Below are 18,890 nucleotides of genomic sequence, written 5' to 3' on the forward strand. Positions count from 1 at the left end.
GCCCGTGGTGCCTGCGTTTTCGGGTTAGGGCTCAAACAGGCTCCCGATTCGCAAAGACTCAACTCCGGCGCCAGGAACCCGCGAAGAATAGGGCGCGTAACGGCCGTGCCTCGCACCCTCCTGGTCCGGTACCGGCTTCCGCGAGCACAGTGGCGTCGCGCATGGCGCGGTGACAGTGATCGGATCAGTGAGCGACTTGCATCGCTGTCCGCCAAGGCCCCATAAAGGCGCCTTGATCACGTAATGGAGGAGGCGCCATGGACGCAGAGCAGCTACGCGAGATGCAGGCACCGCTCAAGGCCCGCTACCGCGAAGAGCCCGAGGCCGCGCGCATCACGCTGAAGGCGAGCTCCCGCCTCGGCGAGGGCGTGACCTGCAGCGTGGATACGGCCCGCGGCATGGTGGAGGCCGGGCTGCATCCGGCCACCGGCGGCGATGGCCAGAGCCTCTGCTCCGGCGACATGCTGCTGGAGGCCCTCGGCGCCTGCGCGGGAGTGACGCTCTCCGCCGTGGCCACCGCGCTCGGCATCGAGCTGCGTGACGCGCGTGTCCACGCCGAGGGCGACCTGGACTTCCGCGGCACTCTGGGTGTGGATCGGGACGCTCCGGTGGGCTTCGAGGCCATCCGCGTGCGCTTTGCGCTCGACACCGATGCCGACGAGGAGCAGATCGCCAGCCTGCTCAAGCTGACCGAGCGCTACTGCGTGGTCTATCAGACGCTGGCGCGCGGCCCGGCGCTGACCGTCAGCCACGAGCGTCTGGCGTGAGCGGCGTCGCCTGGCTGGCGCTGGCCTTTGTCGCCGGCCTGGTGCTGCTCGTGCTGGGCGGCGAGTGGCTGGTGCGGGGTGCCTCGCGCCTGGCCGCGCGGCTCGGCGTGCCGTCCCTGGTGATCGGGCTGACCGTGGTCGCCTTCGGCACCAGCGCCCCGGAGCTGGCGGTGACCGTCGGCGCCGCCGTCAGCGGCGGGCCGGCGGCGGATCTGGCGCTCGGCAACGTCGTCGGCAGCAACATCTTCAACGTGCTGTTCATCCTCGGCATCTCCGCGCTGGTGACGCCGCTGGCGGTGAATCTGCGCATGGTGCGCCTCGAGGTGCCGGTGATGATTGCGGTGAGCGTGCTCTGCCTCGTGCTCATCGCCAACGGCCACGTCGGCCGCGCGGAGGGTCTGCTGCTGGTGGCCGGGCTTGTGGCCTACACCGTGTTCACGCTGGTGCAGTCCCGGGCCGCGGCGAGCGCTGATGACGCTGCGCCCACCGGGACCGGCGCGGTCTGGCGGCAGCTGCTGCTCATCGTCGGCGGGCTGGTGGTGCTGGTGGTGGGCTCGCGGCTGCTGCTGCACGGCGCCGTGGGCGCGGCCCGGCTGATCGGCGTGAGCGAGACGGTGATCGGTCTCACCATCGTCGCCGCCGGCACCTCGCTGCCCGAGCTCACCACCTCCGTCCTCGCCGGCCTGCGCGGCGAGCGGGACATCGCCGTCGGCAACGTGGTCGGCAGCAATATCTTCAACATCCTGGGGGTGCTGGGCCTGGCCGCGGTCATCGCGCCGGCGGGCGTGATTGCGCCGCCGGCGGTGATCGCCTTCGACGGCTGGGTGATGCTCGCCGTGGCCGCGCTCTGCCTGCCGGTGTTCTTCACCGGCTACCGCATCGAGCGCTGGGAGGGCGGGCTGTTCCTGCTCTACTACCTCGCCTACAGTGCCTGGCTGATTCTGGACGCCACCGGCCACGATGCGCTGCCCGCGTTCAGCGGGGTGATGCTCTGGGGGGTGCTGCCGCTCACGGTGCTGACGCTGGTGGTCAGCCTCCGGCGGCGGTCGACGGGGTAGCCCGCATATCTCACCTATTCGCGAAGCGAGGGCGTGGAGATGGCGGGCAGGAGAGGGGCAGCGCGCAACCCTTCCCGCGGGCCTCTGCGCTTCAGAGCGGCGACCTGGCAAGGCGGCGTTCGCAGCGAATGGCCGTAGCCCTTTGCAAGAACGCCAACGCAGTCCAGGGCGCCGCTCTGAAGCGCCCTTTGGGGCCGCACAGCGCGCGCGCAGCCGGCGTTGCGCTGCTTGACTGTACTCGCGGTACAGCGCTGCGCAGCGCGCCTTGTCTGCACGCGCGCCGTGCGGCCAGAGGCCCGCGGGAAGGGTTCCGCGCTGCCCAACGCGCGGGAGAGTCCGGGCGCGCAGGCGTACTCGACAGTACGTCGAGCACCCGGACCGAGCGCAACGCCGGACTGCCCGCCAGATCCGCGCCCGCAGCCGTGAATCGGTGAGATATGCGGGCTAGGCCCAGCGGGCGTTACCCTCGCGTGAACCCCATCCACCGGAGCCCCCATGACGGACCCGCAGGAACCCGATCTGGAGACCCGCCTCAACACGGAGACCGGCCGTATCAGCTGGGCGGAGCTGGAGCGGCACTTCGCCCGCGGCTCGGTGGTGCGGGTGGCCCCCAACCTCGATCTGGTGGCGGTGGCGGCGGCCTTTGTCCGCGACGACCGCCCGAAGGTGGAGGTCTGGCTCACCAGCGGCGAGGTCCGCAAGGCCACGGGCGAGGACGCAGCGGACTGGAACCGCCGGGACCCGGCGCTCTGGGCCGTCGTCGCCGCGCCCTGGGTGCTGGTGCAGGAGCCGGATCGGTAGCTGGGGTATTCGCTACCCGTTCGGGCCAACGTGCGACCGCCCTTCCCGTTCGGAGCGCAGCTGTGCTGCGCCATCACCGGATGGGCATCACGGCACATTCAACCGATCGGTGCCCGGCCCGGACTCGGCTGTCCTTCCCGGGACACGGCGTGAATCCATCGATGGAGCCTCCACTGCGGCATCCCTGCCGCAGAGGGTCCCGGGAAGGACAGCCGAGTCCGGGCCTTCACGCGCCGGGGCGGGTTCAGGCTCTAGCCCGCATATCTCACCGATTCGCGGCGGGGGCGCCGCTTCTACAGGCTTCGCCCAGATGGCGCGGCACGATCAACGCCTGTGGGAGGCGCGCCCCCGCGCCGAATGCCTTTCACGAGGCGCCGTGCCGGCCGGCGTTCAGCCGGTCATCCGCGCCCCGAAGCGGTCCAGGGCCTTCTTCAGCTTGGGGGCGATGACGATCTGGCAGTAGGGCTGGGCGGCGTTCTCCCGGTAGTAGTCCTGATGGTAGGCCTCGGCCGGATAGAACCGCTCCAGGGGCTTGAGCTCCGTGACGATGGGGTCGCGGAAGGCGCCCTCGCCCTGCAGGCGCTCGATCACGGCGCGGGCGGTGTCGCGCTGGGTTTCGTCATGCCAGAGGATGATCGAGCGGTACTGCGGGCCGACGTCGTTGCCCTGGCGGTCGCGGGTGGTCGGATCGTGGATGGTGAAAAAGACCTCCAGCAGCGTCTCGAAGTCGATACGCTCCGGGCCATAGTCGATCTGCACCACCTCGGCATGGCCGGTTCGGCCGGTGCAGACGCTGCGGTAGTCCGGGTTTGGCGTGTGGCCGCCGGCATAGCCGGAGGTCACGTGGTTGACGCCCTCGAGGCGCTGAAACACCGCCTCGAGGCACCAGAAGCAGCCGCCGCCGAGTGTTGCCGTTGCCATGTCGTGCTCCTTTCGTTGAGGGCGCGCAGTGGATTGGGGTTGCTGGCGCGGCGGGAGTTCCCCGATCACGGCCACAGTGGGGGCGCCGCAGCCGGGAGACGTTCTGTGGTGCAGACTCCTGGGGGGGCCGCAAGCGCGAAAGCGTGACGCCCGTCCGCCCCCGGCCGGCGCCGGACAGGCATACTCCCTCTGCCTGGGGAGTCTATCGGGGGATCCGGGATGAGCGGAATGATGACCCATGCGCCCGATACGGGGCGTCGCCGTCTGCTGTTGGCCGGTGTCGGGCTACTCGCGGCAGGGCTGGCGCCCGGGGCAGCGGCGCATGCGCTGCGCCCGCGCGGAGAGCGACGGCTGACGCTGCGCAATCTGCACACCGGGGAGACCCTGGAGACCGTCTACTGGCGCAACGGCAGCTACCGGGAGTCTGCGCTGACGGCGCTCAACCGGCTGCTGCGGGATCATCGCACCGGCGACGTCTTTCCCATCGATCCCAAGCTTCTGGATCTGATCCACCGGCTGCACGCGGACCTCGACAGCGGCGCGCCCTGGCAGGTCATCTCCGGCTACCGCTCGCCGGCCACCAACGCCATGCTGCGCGCCCGCTCCGGCGGTGTTGCCCGGCGCAGTCTCCACACGGAGGGCCGGGCCATCGACGTCCGGCTGCCCGACCGGCCGTTGAAGGCGCTGCGGTCCGCCGCCCTCGCGCTGCGCCGGGGTGGTGTCGGCTACTATCCGCGGTCAGGTTTCGTACACGTCGATACCGGGCGCTTCCGCACCTGGTAGGCGTGCACTGAAGGGCTCAAACGTCTCCGCGGTCTGCGGTCTCGCCCGCATATCTCACCGATTCACGGCTGCGGGCTACACGTGCACCCGTCGCGGGGCTGCCGGCTCGCCCTCAGGCCACCGGTGGACCGCGTCGGTGACCCAGCATCCGGCTGCACAGCTCGCGGTGGCTTCCCGCCTCAGAACGAATACGTAGCTCAGCGTGCGGAAATCGCGGGTGGTGATGGTCACCCGCTGTGCCGCGCGTTCGCCGTCGCGGACGAGCTCACCGAGGGCGGCGCTGCGGTGGTCCAGCATGGCGTCGTAGCTCGGGCCATGCAGCAGGGCGATGAAGCGCTCGATGGGCCCGGTGCTCGCCTGATTGCCGGCTGAGGCGAAGCGGAAGGCAATGCGGATGCCGCCGTCGCCGCTGAGCGCCGAATTGCGTTGCAGCGCCTCGAGCTGGATGCGCACCACCTCGGCGGGATCAAGCCGCGGATCCGGGCCGAGGCGGGTGAGCTCGTCCGGCGCAAGCGCCGGGCTGTGCACGGCCTGATCGGTGCAGGCCGCGAGCGCGCTGCCGAGTAGGGCCGCCAGCAGCAGCCGTCGCACGATCCCGATCATCATTGCTCACCCCCAGGCCGGTGCGGCGACCGTTCCTGTCCAGTCTGTATAAGCAGAGGCTAGCTGAATGTACAAGGTATGTACAGATTAGTCGGTGCGCGTTCGTCGGCCTTGCCTGAGCGCGCCGGAGCCACGCAGCAGCAACATGCCGCCACCGATACACGCCAGCCCGAGCGGGATGGGCAGTGGCAGGAGCACGAGACCGAGGGCGATGAGGAGAATACCGGCGCAGCGATAGAGCAGACGACGCGAGCGCATGTCCCAAGCTTGCGCCAGGCTGGTGACAGGGCGATGAAGTCCCCTCCCGGCCGCGACGCCGGGTCGGAGCCGGCAGCGCCTCAGCCGGTGGAGCGGGCGAGCCGGTCGCGCAGGCGTTCCACCTCCTGCTCGGCCTCGACGCGCCCGGTGACGTCCTTCTGGATGCCGATGTAGTAAGTGAGCTGGTCGCGCTCGTCGTAGACGGGGGTGATGCTCAGCTCATTCCAGAACAGGGAGCCGTCCTTGCGGTAATTGCGCAGCGTCACCCGGCAGGGCTCGCCAGCGTCGATGGCGCGCCGCAGCTGGGCCACGCCCGGCTGGTCGCGGTCGTCCCCCTGCAGGAAGCGGCAGTCCTGATAGAGGATCTCGTCGCGGCTGTAGCCCGTCAGCTGCTCGAAGGCCGCGTTCACGTAGATCAGGATCTGGTCGTCACCCTCGCGCTCGGCCACGACGATGCCGTCATTGGAGGCATCCACCAGGCGCTGCAGCAGCTCCAGATCGAGGGGTTCATGATCGCCCATAGCACTGTTCCGTCTTCGGCGCGCGGGGCTGTGCCAGCGCGCAGTTCGGTGGGAGAGGCTGGCTGGCGCGCCCTCTTCTATTCTGGCGCCCCCCGCCTCGGGTGCCAAGGGAAAACCGATCCGAATGACGTACCTGGCGTCGTCCGGATCGGGGTATCTGCTGCCCGCGGCGGGTCCGAGGCTCACCAGCGCTCGAGCGGGATCTCCGGTTCCGGGTTGGTGAAGGCACCGGCGTGATCGCCGGCGGCGGCGCGGCGCTCGTGCTCCAGTGCCCACTGCACGGTGGGAAAGGCGAGCTCGTCCCAGGGGATTTCGTCCCAGCGGAACAGCGCCACCTCCTGGGACTCGGGTCCGGCGGACACGGCATCGTCGCGCAGGCGGGCGCGGTAGATGAGCTGTACCTGGTGGATGCGGGTAATGCTGTAGACGGCGAGCAGCGGCCCGAGCTCGAGGTCGGCCCGTGCCTCCTCCCAGGCCTCGCGCAGCGCGCCGGCCTCGGCGCTCTCCTCGAGCTCCAGGTAGCCCGCCGGCAGCGTCCAGTAACCGGTGCGGGGCGGGATCGCCCGCCGGCACAGCAGCAGCCGCCCATCGCTTGCCCGGGGTACGCTGCCCACCACGATGCGGGGGTTCTCGTAGGCCACGTAGCCACAGTCGGGGCAGGTCAGACGCGGGCGGTCGTCACCATCAGGCACCTGGTGGATGCGCGGCCCGTGCTCCGGGTCGTGGGCGTCGCTCATGAGGGGGGCTCGCTGCGGCGGTTACTGGCGAGGGCGCAGCATAGCAGAGCCGGCGACTCGCGCCGCCGGCAGCCGTGAATCGGGGCGATGCGCAGACTCCCGGATACCCCTGGCAGTATATGGTTATAACGTTATACTGAAAATGAATACTGTCAGACCTGCCTGTCGAGCAGTCACCGTTCCGCCCCGGTTCGCACGGGGAGCCGCCGATACGCCACCGGCGACGGCGCGGGACGGTGCCGGAGGCCGGCGCGTCGTCTGGCGGACGGGCCTGCACGAGCCGCGATCCGCCGGAAACACGCGCGTCGATGCAGGACCGCGAAGGGTGGCAACCGGGAGACATGAGACATGAGCGTATCCGTGGGTGATTCCGCGCAACCGATCGTCCGGGGCTTCTTCGACCGCCGCACCTTCAGCGTGCAGTACGTGGTGTCCGATCCGGACACCCGGCGCTGTGCCATCATCGACCCGGTGCTGGACTACGACGAGAAGTCGGGGGCCACGGCGACATTCTCCGCCGACGCCATCCTGCGCCACGTCGAGTCGGAGCGCCTCGAGGTCGAGTGGATCCTCGACACCCATCCCCATGCCGACCACTTCTCCGCCGCCCGCTATCTGGCCGAGCGCACCGGCGCCCCCACGGCCATCGGCCGTGAGGTGACGGCCGTCCAGCGACTCTGGAAAGGCATCTACAACCTGCCGTCGGAGTTTCCCACCGACGGCTCCCAGTGGGATCACCTGTTCGCCGACGGCGACCGGTTCCAGGTGGGGGCGTTGCCGGCGCGGGTGATGTTCTCGCCCGGGCACACCCTCGCCTCCATTACCTACGTCATCGGCGACGCCGCGTTCGTCCACGACACCCTGTTCCAGCCGGACTTCGGCACCGCACGGGCGGATTTTCCCGGCGGCGATGCCGCCCAGCTCTGGCGCAGCATCCAGGACATCCTGGCGCTGCCGGAGGCGACACGGCTGTTCACCGGCCACGATTACATGCCGAACGGCCGTGAGCCGCGCTGGGAGAGCACGGTCGCCGAGCAGAAGCGCCACAACCCGCACGTCGCCGGTGTGGCGGGCGAGGCCGAGTACGTCGCCCTGCGCAATGCCCGGGACCGGCAGCTGCCCATGCCGAAGCTCATCCTGCACGCACTGCAGGTCAACATCCGCGGCGGCCGCCTGCCGGAGCCCGAGGACAATGGGCGCCGCTATCTGAAGATCCCCCTGGACGCGCTGGAGGGCGCGGCCTGGGACGATGCCTGACGCCGGGCCTTGCCCGACTACGTACGCGCCGGCCCGTAGGGAGAAACTGCTACGTAGTGGTTTAACCGTAAGAACAATACCTTATGGGCGGTTTGTGCCACACGGACGAAACTTTCGTTGCGGCCTGACAACGCGGTGACGGTTCCACGCCACAGCCGCTACCGGTCAGGCCCCGGGACGAAGGTAATTCTCATCCGTGGAGGCCCATGCCATGCCCATCCAACCCATCCCGCGGCGCGCGGCCGGCGCGCTTGCCACGGCAGCACTGCTCGGCGTTTCGGGGGCGGCCGTCGCCATCGACGCCGAGATCTCCGGCCACGTCAATCGCGCCATCATGGTCTTCGATGACGGCGAGGACTCCGAGACCGCTTTCGTGGACGGCGAGCCGAGCAACAGCCGCGTGCGCTTCCGCGGCACCGGCGAGCTCGGCAACGGGCTCACCGCCGGCGTCTACGGGGAGTGGGAGCTCGTCTCCAACAACTCGAGTCAGGTCACCATCGACGATACCGATCCGAGCGGCAGCGAGTTCGAGGTCAACGAGCGCCACATGGACGCGTTCATCCAGGGTGGCTTCGGTAAGCTGAGCCTGGGTCAGGGCGACGGTGCCGCCAACGGCATCGCGGAAACCGACCTCTCGGGCACGGCCATCATCAACTACGCCGGCGCCGGTGATCTCGGCGGCAGCATCGTCTTCCGCGACGACGGCGTCGCCATCACCGATGCCAGCGGCGACGAGGTCACCATCGGCGGCAGCTACAGCCAGTTCGACTTCGAGAGCCGCTTCGACCGGGTGCGCTACGACACGCCGGCCTTCGGCCCGCTCCAGGCCGCGATCGGCTTCGGCACCAAGGACAACAACGACGTCACCGACGCCGCCCTGCGCTACAGCGGCGAGTTCGCGGGCGGTGCCGAGCTTGCGGCCGGCCTCGGCTACTCCACCGAGTCCAGGGGCGGCGCCGAGGGCAGCGAGGAGACCTTCGGCGGTTCCGCCTCGCTGCTGCTGCCGGGCGGGCTCAACTTCACCGCCGTGTACACCCGGCAGGAGAACGATGCGGATCTCGACGCCGACACCTTCTACGGCAAGGTGGGCTACCGCGTCGGGCGCCACGCCGTGTCGGTGGACTACGGCATCACCAACGACCTCGTCGACGACGACTCCGAGGGCGAGGTCTACGGCGTCGGCTATGTCTTCACCCCGGTGAACTGGGCCGAGCTCTACGCCGGCGTCAAGCAGCACAGCCTCGACCTCGACGGCGGCAGTGATCCGGACGACATCGTCATCGCCACCGCGGGCACGCGACTGAAGTTCTGAAGCATCGATACCCCCGGCACCGGCCTCGCCGGTGCCGGGGGGCGGCAAACCTGGAGGCGGTCATGCGGGTTTTCGGCAGGCTGATCATCGTTGGCGCCCTGGCTGCCGCACTTGCGGGTTGTGCCGCCAGCCCCACCGACTATCGATCCCAGCGGGAGGTGCCGGAGGGCCCGGGCATGTTCAGCGGCGGCGACGGCGGCTTCACCGTGATCCGCGATGGACGCCCGCTGGGCGGCGCCGACGCCGACGCCGACGCCGATGCCGACGCGTCACCCGGTGACGCCGAGTTTCGGGAGTTCCAGCGCTTCCAGGCCTATCAGCAGTGGAAGGAGACCGCCCGGGAAACCGGCGAGTACGAGGAGTTCCAGGACTGGCTGCGCTGGCAGGAATACCGGCGCTGGCAGGAGTCCCGCTGAGGCTGCCCGCGCTCAATGTTCATCCCTCACTTGGCCCGCCTCGCGCGGGCTTTTCTTTGGCCGCGCGGACGCACACGTCAGAGTCCGTAGCGCAGCGCGAGCAGAGCGAAGTCCATGCCGGGATTGATCTCCGAGAGCGAGCCGTTGGAGGCGTGGTGGACCTCCGCGGCCACGGTCCACTGGCGAGCCGCGCCGAGCCGCAGGCCCACGCCGAGATGGGAGTCGAACTGCAGCGCGCTGCCCCAGTCCAGATCGCCGACCACGGTGCGGTCCTCAATCAGCATCAGCCCCGTCCCGGCCTCGACGTAGCAGCGGCCGTCGTCCGTCAGCGGGGCTGCCAGGGCCGCACGCACCGTGACGGCAGCGGTGGTGTGCCCGCCGGTCCCATTGAGGGGCGTCCACCCATCGACGCCGGCCTCCCAGCGCGGCGCCAGTGCCGGCCAGGCATCCGTCGGCTGCCACGCAGGCAGCCGCTGGCCGACCGTCAGCCGGGCGATGCCGGCGTCTTCCCCGAAGGCGCCACCGACGGCGCCGCCCACCTCCCAGCCGGCGGCGCCGGCAACCCCGGAGAGGCTGGCGCCAAGCGTCAACGCCGCAATTGCGGAGCGTGCGATGGACATGACTATCGGTTCCCCCCGCCACCAAGGTCCTGCCAGATCGTATTCTGGCACCAGAGCATGGCGGATCCGTGGCCGCGCCGCCCATTGCCGAATCCGCGTACGGGACACCGCGGATGAGCCCCGACTCGCGCTGCCGGCGCCGGCTTCCGCGAGGAACGGGGAAATCCGCCGCAGGCAGGGGGCGGCAGACCTCTCGCCCGAAAAAGAAAAGGCGCCCCGGGGGGCGCCTGAAGCGGCGGTGCGTGCGTGCTTCTTCTTGGTTGTCAGGCGGAAGGCTGCGGCGAGGCAGCCGTGGAGGAGGAGGGCGACTGCGCCCGCCGGCTGCTTCCGCCCCGGGGCTCGCTGCGGAGCTGCTGGGAGGTGAACTCCGGGTAGGCCTCGAGGCCGCACTCGCCGATGTCGAGGCCCTCGAATTCCTCTTCCTCGCTGACGCGGATGCCCATCACCGCCTTGATGATGCCCCACACCAGCAGGCTCGCCAGGAACACCCACAGGAAGATCACCACGATGCCGAGGATCTGCGCCCCGAAGGTGGCCCCGGGGTTGGTCAGCGGCACCGCCAGCAGGCCCCAGATGCCCGCCGTGCCGTGCGCCGAGATCGCGCCCACCGGGTCGTCGATCTTCAGCTTGTCCAGCCCCACGATGGAGAACACCACCAGCACGCCGCCCACCGCACCGATGAACGTCGCCGCCAGCGGCGCCGGCGTCAGCGGCTCGGCGGTGATCGCCACCAGGCCCGCAATCGCCCCGTTCAGCGCCATGGTCAGGTCGGCCTTGCCGAACAGCACCCGCGCGGTGGTCAGCGCCGCCACCACGCCGCCGGCCGCGGCCATGTTGGTGTTCACAAAGATCGCCGCCACCGCGTTGGCGTCGGCAATGTTGGAGAGCACCAGCTGCGAGCCGCCGTTGAAGCCGAACCAGCCAAGCCAGAGGATGAACGTGCCCAGCGTCGCCAGCGGCAGGTTCGCCCCGGGGATCGCCCGCACCTGGCCCTCGGGGCCGTACTTGCCGCGCCGCGCGCCGAGCAGCAGCACGCCGGCGAGCGCCGCCGCGGCCCCGGTCATGTGCACCACGCCCGAGCCCGCGAAGTCCTGGAAGTTGTTGGCGTCAAGGAACCCCCCGCCCCACTTCCAGTAGCCCTGCACCGGGTAGATGAAGCCGGTCATCACCACCGCAAAGAGCAGAAACGACCACAGCCGCATGCGCTCGGCGATCGCCCCGGAGACGATGGACATGGCGGTGGCGACGAACACCACCTGGAAGAAGAAGTCCGAGAGGTTGGAGTAATACCCCCCCTCGCCGGCGAGCACCGCCTCGGGGCTGTTGTCCGCGCCGATCAGAAAGCCCAGCCCCGGCAGCACCCCGCTGCCCCCGCCGTACATGATCTGGTAGCCGCAGAGCAGGTACATGATGCTCGCCACCGCGTACAGCGCGACGTTCTTGGTCAGGATCTCGGCGGTGTTCTTCGCCCGCACCAGCCCCGACTCCAGCATCGCAAACCCGGCCGCCATCCACATCACCAGCGCACCGCTGACCAGGAAGTAGAACGTGTCCAGCGCGTACGCCAGCTCGACTGCCTGTTCCATGCCTTATCCCCCGAAGTGATCGATGTTCGTCCCAACGGGAGCATCAACCGTGCCATTGCGCTAAGCCACTGAGACGACAGGGGCGAGGGGTACGTCTGCATCAAAACGGTGCACTGGCTTGGTGCAGGCTCTCGGTAGCGCACCAATATGAGGCGTAGGCTCGGTGTCCGCGGCGACGGAAAGGCGTAGCGACCGTGCTCAGGCGGCCGGCGCGCATCGAGGCAGCGAACCGTAACGTCCCTGCGCAGTCGGACCCTCGGGCGGAAGCGAGGCAGCCATGGCACGCATCGAATTCGACAATCTGGGTCGCTGGTTCGACGGCGGGCGCCGTCGCACCGTGCTGGAGGGGGTGAGCGGCGTCATCGAGCCGGGCGAGTTCGTGGTGGTCATCGGCCGTAGTGGATCTGGCAAGTCCACCCTGCTCAACCTGCTCGGCGGCCTCGACCGGCCGAGCGCCGGCAGCGTGCGCATCGACGGCGACGACCTCGCCACGCTGCCGGACACCGCGCTCACGGCGCTTCGGCGCCGCCGGCTCGGCTTCATTTTTCAGGCCTACAATCTCATCCCCACCCTCACTGTCGGCGACAACCTGCGCCTGCCGCTGTCGCTGAACCGGCTGCCCGACCACGGCGTCGTGGCCGACTGGCTCGCCCGGGTCGGCCTCGAGGGGCGCGAGCGCGACTGGCCGGACCGTCTCTCCGGCGGCGAGCAGCAGCGGGTGGCCGTGGCCCGGGCGCTGATCCACGGCCCGGAGGTGATCCTCGCCGACGAGCCCACCGGCAACCTCGACCTGGACAACGCCCGGCGGGTGGTGTCGCTGCTCGACGGCCTCTGCCGCGAGCAGGGGCGCACCCTGGTGATGGTGACCCATAGCCGTGAGGTCGTGGGCCTGGCGGACCGGCTGCTCACCATCCGCGAGGGCCGGCTCGCCCCGGCGGAGGACGCGGCGGCGTGAGCCCGCTGCTGCTGCGCACCGGCTGGAACGACCTGCGCCGCCACCCGCTGCAGACCCTGCTGGCGGTGATCGGCGTCGCGGTGGCCGTGGCCGTCGTGGTGGCGGTGGATCTCGCCAACCACAGCGCCCTGCAGGCCATGCGCGTCTCGCTGGAGTCGGTCTCCGGGACCGCAACGCATCAGATCGTCGGCGGCCCGGACGGGATCGACGAGCGCGCCTACACGCGCCTGCGCACCGAGCTCGGCGTCAGCCGCGCGGCGCCGGTGGTGGAGGGCGGGGCCACCGTGCCCGCGGCCGGGGAGCGGCCGCTCACCCTGCTTGGCGTCGACCCCTTCGCCGAGGGGCCGTTCCGCCGGCCGCTGGTCACCGGGGGCGAGGGCGTGGACCAGGCCCTGGACGCCCTGCTGCTGCGGGACGATGCCATCGCTCTCGGCAGTGGCGAGGCGCGGCGGCTCGGCGTCGACGCCGGTGAGCGGCTGCGCCTCGCCATCGCTGGCGAGGAGCGGGAGGTGATCGTCGCCGCGGTGATCCCGGATCCGCAGGATCAGTGGCGCGGTCTGGCGCTGGCCGACATCGCCGCGGCGCAGGCCCTGCTCGGCGAGACCGGCCGGCTCGGGCGCATCGACCTCATCCTTGACCGTGGCGAGGCGGAGGCGCTGGCGGAGCGACTGCCGGACGGCCTGCGTGTCGTGCCGGCGGGGGCGAGCGCCAACGCCGTGCTGGAGATGAGCCGGGCCTTCCGCATCAACCTCACGGCGCTCTCCCTGCTCGCCGTCGTCGTCGGCGCCTTTCTCGTGTTCAACACCCTGGCGTTCCTCGCCGTGCGCCGGCGTGCGGCCATCGGCACCCTGCGTGCCCTGGGGGTGCAGCGGCGGGAGATCCTCGCCGGCGTGCTCGCCGATGCCCTGCTCATCGGCGCGGTGGGTACGGTGCTCGGGCTCGCCCTCGGCATCGCGCTGGCCCACGGACTGGTGGGGCTGGTGCTGCAGACCATTACCGATCTCTACTTCCGCCGCGCCGCCGGCGAGCTGGTGCTGGCGCCCTGGAGCCTGGCCGCCGGGGTGCTGGTGGGGCTTGGCGGCTCGGTGCTGGCAGCCCTGGCCCCAGCGCAGGAGGCGGCGGCGACGCCGCCGCGGGCGGCCCTGGCGCGCAGCGAGCTCGAGGATCGTGCCCGCCGGCTGGCCGGGCGCGGCGCGGCGGCGGGCGCCGGCCTGCTGCTCGCCGGTGGTCTGCTGATTGCGGCGACCGGCGGGCTGGTGCCGGCCTTCGCAGGGCTGTTCGCGCTCATTCTGGGAGCCGCGCTGCTGGCACCAGGCTTCATGCTGGTGCTCGGGCGTGCGGTGGGCCGGCTCACCCGCGGCCGGCCGCTGGCGGCCCTGGCCGTCGAGGGTGCGGTCGCCTCGCTCAGCCGGACCGGTGTGGCCGTGGCGGCGCTGTCCGTGGCCGTGGCGGCGGTGATCGGGGTGGCGGTGATGATCGCAAGCTTCCGGGCAAGCGTCGTGGACTGGCTCGAGGGCTCGCTCGCCGCCGATTTCTACGTCTCCGCGCCAGCGCCGCTGGACGACGCCCTCGCCGAGCGACTGGCCGGCGTGGCGGGGGTGGACTGGGTGGCGCGCTCGCGCTGGTACCGCGTGCCTACGGCATCCGGTCCGGTGCAGCTCTGGGCCCTGGAGCTGCCCCCCGACCGGGACCCCGCGGTGGACATCCGCGCGGGGGAGCCGCGGGCGGCGCTGCAGGCGTTCGAGGACGATCGGGCGGTGCTGGTCAGCGAGCCGTTCGCCGCGCGCCGCGGTCTCGCCCCGGGCGATGCCCTGACCCTGCCCACGCCATCCGGCGACGCGGCGCTGACCGTGGCCGGCGTCTACCGCGACTACGGCAGCCCGGGCGGTGTGGTGCTGCTGCGGCGGGCGCTCTACCGCACGCTCTACGGCGACGCCCGGCTCTCCGGTCTGGGCGTGCACGTCGCCGCCGATGCCGCTCGCCCGGCCGTGCGCGAGGCCCTGGAGGCGGCGCTCGCCGGGGTCCCGGGCGCCCGCCTGCAGGACAACGCCGCGGTGCTGGAGCGCTCCCTCGAGGTGTTCGACCGCACCTTCGCCATCACCGAGGTGCTGCGCTGGCTGGCCGGGTTCGTGGCCTTCGTCGGCGTGGTGAGCGCCCTCATGGCGTTGCACCTGGATCGGGCGCGGGAGCTCGCGGTGCTGCGGGCGGTGGGGCTCGGCCGGCGCGGCGTGGGCGGACTGATCGGCGCCCAGAGCGGGCTGCTCGGGCTGGCGGCCGGTCTCTGGGCGGTGCCGCTCGGTCTCGCCCTGGCGGCCCTGCTGGTCTTCGTCATCAACCGCCGCGCCTTCGGCTGGACCATGGGCTTCCACCTGGAGGTGGCGCCGGTGGTCGAGGGGGTGGTGCTGGCAGTGGTCGCGGCGCTGCTCGCCGCAGTGATCCCCGCCTGGCGGGCGGCCCGCAGCCTGCCGGCGGCGGCGCTCAAGGACGAGTAGACCCGCGCCAGCCCGGATATCTTACCGATCCGCGCCCGCAGCCGCGGATCGGCGAGATATCCGGGCTAGACTTAACCCCGGGCAGGTAGGTTGCGGGGGTTGCCATGACCACGGCTGGCGGCGGCGAGGCCGACGCGACGTGGCTGCTGGCCGTCGCCGGGCGCGTTGCGCGCATCGGCGGCTGGCGCGTAGAGCTTGGCGAGAGCGTCGTGCGCTGGTCCGACGAGGTCGCGGCCATTCACGGCTCCGCCCCCGGGGCGTGGCCCACGCTGGACGAGGCGTTCACTTTCTACCGCCCGGGTTCGCGGGAGCGCATCGAGCAGTGCTTCAGGGCCTGTGCCGAGACGGGCACCCCCTACGACGAGGAGCTGGAGCTGCGCCGCGTCGACGGTACCCGTGTCTGGGTGCGGGCCATCGGCGAGGCGGTGCGGGACGTCGAGGGGCGTATCGTGGCCGTGCAGGGTGCCCTGCAGGACATCACCGAGCGGCGCGAGGCGGAGGCGCTGGAACGCCGGCGCGCCCGCCAGCGCTCGGAGATGCTGGACATCCTCCAGGAGATGGCGGCGACGCACCTGGAGGGGCGGCCGTTGCTCGAGCGCATGGCCGAGCGCTGCCAGCGCCTGTTCCAGGCCGATGGCGCCGCGGTGGACCGGCTCGAGGGCGAGGAGCTGGTCTACCAGGCGGCCACCGGCATCGTCGCGCCCCACGTGGGCCTGCGCCTGCCGATCAGCGGCAGCCTCTCCGGCGCGGCCATCCTCGCCAACCGCCAGCTGGTGACCCGCGACGCGGATAACGACCCGCGCCTGGACCCGGCACCGTTCCGCGCGGTCGGCGTGCGCTCGCTCGCCACCTCGGTGCTGCGCGTCCATGGCGAGGCCCTGGGCACGCTCAAGGTCATGGCCGCCGCCTGCGATGCGTTCACCGAGACCGATGCCGCCCAGCTGCAGCTGCTCGCCGAGGCCTTCGCCGCGCTCATCCAGCGGCGGGAGGCGGACGCCCGCGCCCGCGGGCAGGCCGAGCTCCTGGAGCAGGTCCAGGAGGCGATCGTCGTCAAGGCCATGGACGGCCGCGTGCGCTACTGGAACCGCGGCGCGGCGAGGATGTACGGCTACGACCCCGCGGATGCGGTGGGCAAGGACTACGGCGCGCTGGTCGGCCCCGGGCCGCTGGATGATCCGGCCGGCGCGGCGGCGCTGCGCCAGGGCGGCGACTGGCGCGGCCGGCTCCACCAGCAGCGGCGCGACGGCAGGCCAGTGGTGGTGGAGGGGCACTGGAGCGTGGTGTCGGACGCACGCGGTGGCGAGCGCCTGCTGGGGGTGCTGACCGACATCACCGAGCGTCTCGCGCTGGAGGAACAGCTCCGGCAGTCGCAGCGCCTGGAGGCGGTGGGCCAGCTCACCGGCGGCGTGGCCCACGACTTCAACAACCTGCTCACCGTGATCCTCGCCAATGCCGAGCTGCTGCTGGACACCATCCCGCCCGGCAGCGAGGGGCGCGAGTCCGCGGAGGTGATTACCCGTGCGGCCGAGCGCGGCGGCGATCTCATCCAGCGCCTGCTCACCTTCGCCCGGCGCCAGCCGCTGGACCCGCGCGCAGTGGACCTCAACCCGCTGCTGGAGGGCCTGCACGGGCTGCTGCGGCGGACCCTGGCGGCCAACATCGCCCTGCGCCTGGTGCCCGCGCCGCAGCCCGCCGTCGCCTGGGTGGACCCGCATCAGCTCGAGGCGGCCCTCCTCAACATCTGCCTCAACGCCCGGGATGCCATGGCGGAGGGCGGCGAGCTGCTGATCGAAGTGCAGCCTGACGACGGCGAGGGAATGCTGTCGGTGATCGTGAAGGATACCGGCACCGGCATCGATCCGGCGGACCTGGAGCGCGTGTTCGATCCGTTCTTCACCACGAAGGCCAAGGGCCAGGGAACCGGACTGGGGCTCAGCATGGTCTACGGGTTCGTGATCCAGTCAGGAGGCCGCGTGAGCATCGATTCCCGACCCGAAGAAGGTACCTGCGTGACCCTGACCCTGCCGAGCGCCGGCGGGGCCCGCCCGGCGCCGAAGATGTCCGCCGCGGACGAGGAGAGCACCGCCCGCGGGGGTGAGCGCATACTCCTTGTGGAGGACGACGAGCTGGTCTGCCAGCACGTGGAAATCCTGCTGCGGGCGCTGGGCTATGAGGTCGTCACCGCCCACAACGGCCCGCAGGCGCTGGCGAAGCTCGAGGCGGGCGAGGCCGTGGATCTGCTGTTCACCGACGTCATCATGCCCGGCGGCATGAACGGGCGGGAGCTTGCGGCCGCCGCTCAGCGACTGCGCCCGGATCTGCCCGTGCTCTACAGCTCGGGCTATCCCGACGGTGCCCTGGGCAGCGACGGCCGGCTGGAAGAGGGCGTCGCACTGCTGCCGAAGCCCTACCGCCGCGCCGAGCTTGCCGCCAAGCTGCGGGAGGTGCTGGGGCGCCGGGCGCCGTGAATCGCCCGCTGCGCCCCGATGCCACGGTGCTGGCACTGGCCCTGGTGGTCCTGGTCGGGGCCCTCGCGGCGCTGTGGCGGGCGTCGCCCACGCCGGCGCCGGCGACCGAATCGGCGGACACGGCAGGCCTCGGCGGGCTGCTCGGGCCCGCGGCGGAGGGCGAGGGCTTCGCCCGGGTCACCGGGCCGGCGCCGCTGGTGTTCCCGCGGGATCATGCAGCCCATCCGGACCACCGCAGCGAGTGGTGGTACTTCACCGGCAACCTGCGCGGCGCCGACGGTGGCGACTACGGCTTTCAGCTCACCCTGTTCCGGTTCGCTCTGGCGCCCTCGGCGCCGCCGCGCGAATCCGCCTGGGCGACGCGCCAGGCCTGGATGGGGCACTTCGCCATTACCGATATCGCGCGCGGCCGGCACGTGGCGGTGGAGCGCTATCAGCGGGGAGCGCTCGGGCTCGCCGGGGCGGAGATCCGGCCCATACGCGTGTGGCTCGACGACTGGCAACTGCAGGCCGAGGGCCCGGAGCGGCTGTTCCCGCTCACGCTGGAGGCCCGGGACGCTCCGGCGGGGCTCGATCTGCGCCTGCGGCTGACGCGCGACAAGCCGCGGGTGCTGCAGGGCGAGGCCGGCTACAGCCGCAAGGGCGAGGATCCGGGCAACGCCTCCCGCTACTACTCCTACACGCGCCTCGCGGCGGAGGGCAGCCTGCGGATCGCCGGCCGCGAGGCCGAGGTCCGTGGCAGCGCCTGGCTCGACCGCGAGTGGAGCACCAGTGCCCTGGACGAGGGCCAGGCGGGCTGGGACTGGTTCGCCCTGCAGCTCGCCGACGGCCGGGATCTCATGGTCTATCGCCTGCGCCGCGACGATGGCGCCACCGATCCCCGCTCGGCGGGCGTGCTGGTGGGCCCGGAGGGCGCGGTCCGCCACCTGGATGCCGACGACTTCCGCGTCCTGCCCCGACGCTACTGGCAGAGCCCCGACACCGGCGCCCGCTACCCGGTGGACTGGCGCGTGGTGGTCCCGGCCGCCGACCTCAGCCTGGACGTCACCGCCCGCCTGGACGCCCAGGAGATGCCCACCAGCGTCCGCTACTGGGAGGGCGCCGTGGCCGTCACCGGCAGCGCCGAGGGCGTCGGCTACCTGGAGATGACCGGCTACGACGGGTGACGCCTTCCGTGGTAGCGGCCGCCGACCGCGACACGGCCCGGCCCGCAGGACCCTGATTCGCTGCCAGCAGGCGCATCGTGTGGGAGAGGTTCAACACAACGACACAACGGACACAACGGATCACAACGGGGAGAGTGATGAATGTTCCAGCCCGCGAGCCCTCTATCTC

Annotated in this window: 17 protein-coding genes; 11 read left to right on the plus strand and 6 right to left on the minus strand. The window is 71.3% G+C overall.

What is annotated here, in order from left to right; genetic code table 11:
• Nucleotides 1-257 precede the first annotated feature (257 nt).
• From LMH63_RS02430 to LMH63_RS02440, 3 genes are all read left to right on the plus strand, one after another.
• Nucleotides 258-767 (plus strand): OsmC family protein, encoded by a 510-nt coding sequence (locus tag LMH63_RS02430; RefSeq protein WP_109678957.1) that lies wholly within the window; start codon nucleotides 258-260, stop codon nucleotides 765-767.
• On the plus strand, nucleotides 764-1,825 hold the full coding sequence (locus LMH63_RS02435) for a calcium/sodium antiporter (RefSeq protein WP_109678956.1): 1,062 nt from the start codon (nucleotides 764-766) through the stop codon (nucleotides 1,823-1,825). The genes LMH63_RS02430 and LMH63_RS02435 overlap by 4 nt, the downstream gene beginning before the upstream one ends.
• 495 nt (nucleotides 1,826-2,320) lie before the next feature.
• A complete protein-coding gene (locus LMH63_RS02440) occupies nucleotides 2,321-2,626 on the plus strand; it encodes a DUF2288 domain-containing protein (RefSeq protein WP_109678955.1) in 306 nt (101 codons plus the stop codon).
• A 390-nt stretch (nucleotides 2,627-3,016) separates the two neighbouring features.
• Here LMH63_RS02440 and msrA read toward each other — a convergent pair whose 3' ends face one another.
• Nucleotides 3,017-3,547, minus strand: coding sequence for a peptide-methionine (S)-S-oxide reductase MsrA (msrA, locus tag LMH63_RS02445; RefSeq protein ID WP_109678954.1), 531 nt, complete (start codon nucleotides 3,545-3,547; stop codon nucleotides 3,017-3,019).
• A gap of 219 nt (nucleotides 3,548-3,766) precedes the next feature.
• Between msrA and mepK the strand changes: the two genes are divergently transcribed.
• On the plus strand, nucleotides 3,767-4,330 hold the full coding sequence (gene mepK / locus LMH63_RS02450; RefSeq protein WP_229332697.1) for a peptidoglycan L,D-endopeptidase MepK: 564 nt from the start codon (nucleotides 3,767-3,769) through the stop codon (nucleotides 4,328-4,330).
• Between the two features lie 75 nt (nucleotides 4,331-4,405).
• Here mepK and LMH63_RS02455 read toward each other — a convergent pair whose 3' ends face one another.
• The 3 genes from LMH63_RS02455 to LMH63_RS02465 form a co-directional block, all read right to left on the minus strand.
• Entirely contained in the window at nucleotides 4,406-4,936 is a 531-nt protein-coding gene (locus LMH63_RS02455) for a DUF4864 domain-containing protein (protein WP_109678952.1), read from the minus strand.
• 335 nt (nucleotides 4,937-5,271) lie between these two features.
• Nucleotides 5,272-5,712 carry a PAS domain-containing protein gene (locus LMH63_RS02460; protein WP_109678951.1) on the minus strand — a complete coding sequence of 147 codons (441 nt, stop codon included), beginning with the start codon at nucleotides 5,710-5,712 and terminating at the stop codon, nucleotides 5,272-5,274.
• A 182-nt stretch (nucleotides 5,713-5,894) separates the two neighbouring features.
• A complete protein-coding gene (locus LMH63_RS02465) occupies nucleotides 5,895-6,449 on the minus strand; it encodes an NUDIX hydrolase (RefSeq protein ID WP_109678950.1) in 555 nt (184 codons plus the stop codon).
• A gap of 348 nt (nucleotides 6,450-6,797) precedes the next feature.
• Here LMH63_RS02465 and LMH63_RS02470 point away from each other — a divergent pair, with 348 nt between their 5' ends.
• The 3 genes from LMH63_RS02470 (at nucleotide 6,798) to LMH63_RS02480 (ending at nucleotide 9,434) form a co-directional block, all read left to right on the plus strand.
• On the plus strand, nucleotides 6,798-7,706 hold the full coding sequence (locus LMH63_RS02470; RefSeq protein ID WP_109678949.1) for an MBL fold metallo-hydrolase: 909 nt from the start codon (nucleotides 6,798-6,800) through the stop codon (nucleotides 7,704-7,706).
• 211 nt (nucleotides 7,707-7,917) lie between these two features.
• Entirely contained in the window at nucleotides 7,918-9,018 is a 1,101-nt protein-coding gene (locus LMH63_RS02475) for a porin (RefSeq protein WP_109678948.1), read from the plus strand.
• Between the two features lie 62 nt (nucleotides 9,019-9,080).
• On the plus strand, nucleotides 9,081-9,434 hold the full coding sequence (locus LMH63_RS02480; RefSeq protein WP_109678947.1) for a hypothetical protein: 354 nt from the start codon (nucleotides 9,081-9,083) through the stop codon (nucleotides 9,432-9,434).
• Nucleotides 9,435-9,511: 77 nt separating this feature from the next.
• Here LMH63_RS02480 and LMH63_RS02485 read toward each other — a convergent pair whose 3' ends face one another.
• Both LMH63_RS02485 and LMH63_RS02490 read right to left on the minus strand, forming a co-directional pair.
• Entirely contained in the window at nucleotides 9,512-10,054 is a 543-nt protein-coding gene (locus LMH63_RS02485; RefSeq protein WP_109678946.1) for an acyloxyacyl hydrolase, read from the minus strand.
• 263 nt (nucleotides 10,055-10,317) lie between these two features.
• Nucleotides 10,318-11,640: an ammonium transporter AmtB gene (locus LMH63_RS02490; protein ID WP_373317894.1), complete on the minus strand. Its 1,323-nt coding sequence runs from the start codon at nucleotides 11,638-11,640 to the stop codon at nucleotides 10,318-10,320.
• A gap of 277 nt (nucleotides 11,641-11,917) precedes the next feature.
• Here LMH63_RS02490 and LMH63_RS02495 point away from each other — a divergent pair, with 277 nt between their 5' ends.
• From LMH63_RS02495 to LMH63_RS02510, 4 genes are all read left to right on the plus strand, one after another.
• Nucleotides 11,918-12,595 (plus strand): ABC transporter ATP-binding protein, encoded by a 678-nt coding sequence (locus LMH63_RS02495; protein ID WP_109679966.1) that lies wholly within the window; start codon nucleotides 11,918-11,920, stop codon nucleotides 12,593-12,595.
• Nucleotides 12,592-15,087: an ABC transporter permease gene (locus tag LMH63_RS02500; protein WP_229332698.1), complete on the plus strand. Its 2,496-nt coding sequence runs from the start codon at nucleotides 12,592-12,594 to the stop codon at nucleotides 15,085-15,087. The genes LMH63_RS02495 and LMH63_RS02500 overlap by 4 nt, the downstream gene beginning before the upstream one ends.
• 104 nt (nucleotides 15,088-15,191) lie before the next feature.
• Nucleotides 15,192-17,555: a PAS domain S-box protein gene (locus tag LMH63_RS02505; protein WP_109679965.1), complete on the plus strand. Its 2,364-nt coding sequence runs from the start codon at nucleotides 15,192-15,194 to the stop codon at nucleotides 17,553-17,555.
• Nucleotides 17,552-18,721 carry a lipocalin-like domain-containing protein gene (locus LMH63_RS02510; protein ID WP_229332699.1) on the plus strand — a complete coding sequence of 390 codons (1,170 nt, stop codon included), beginning with the start codon at nucleotides 17,552-17,554 and terminating at the stop codon, nucleotides 18,719-18,721. The genes LMH63_RS02505 and LMH63_RS02510 overlap by 4 nt, the downstream gene beginning before the upstream one ends.
• Nucleotides 18,722-18,890 lie beyond the last annotated feature (169 nt).

Origin of the sequence: Spiribacter halobius, assembly GCF_020883455.1 — a bacterium.
Classification (GTDB): domain Bacteria; phylum Pseudomonadota; class Gammaproteobacteria; order Nitrococcales; family Nitrococcaceae; genus Sediminicurvatus; species Sediminicurvatus halobius.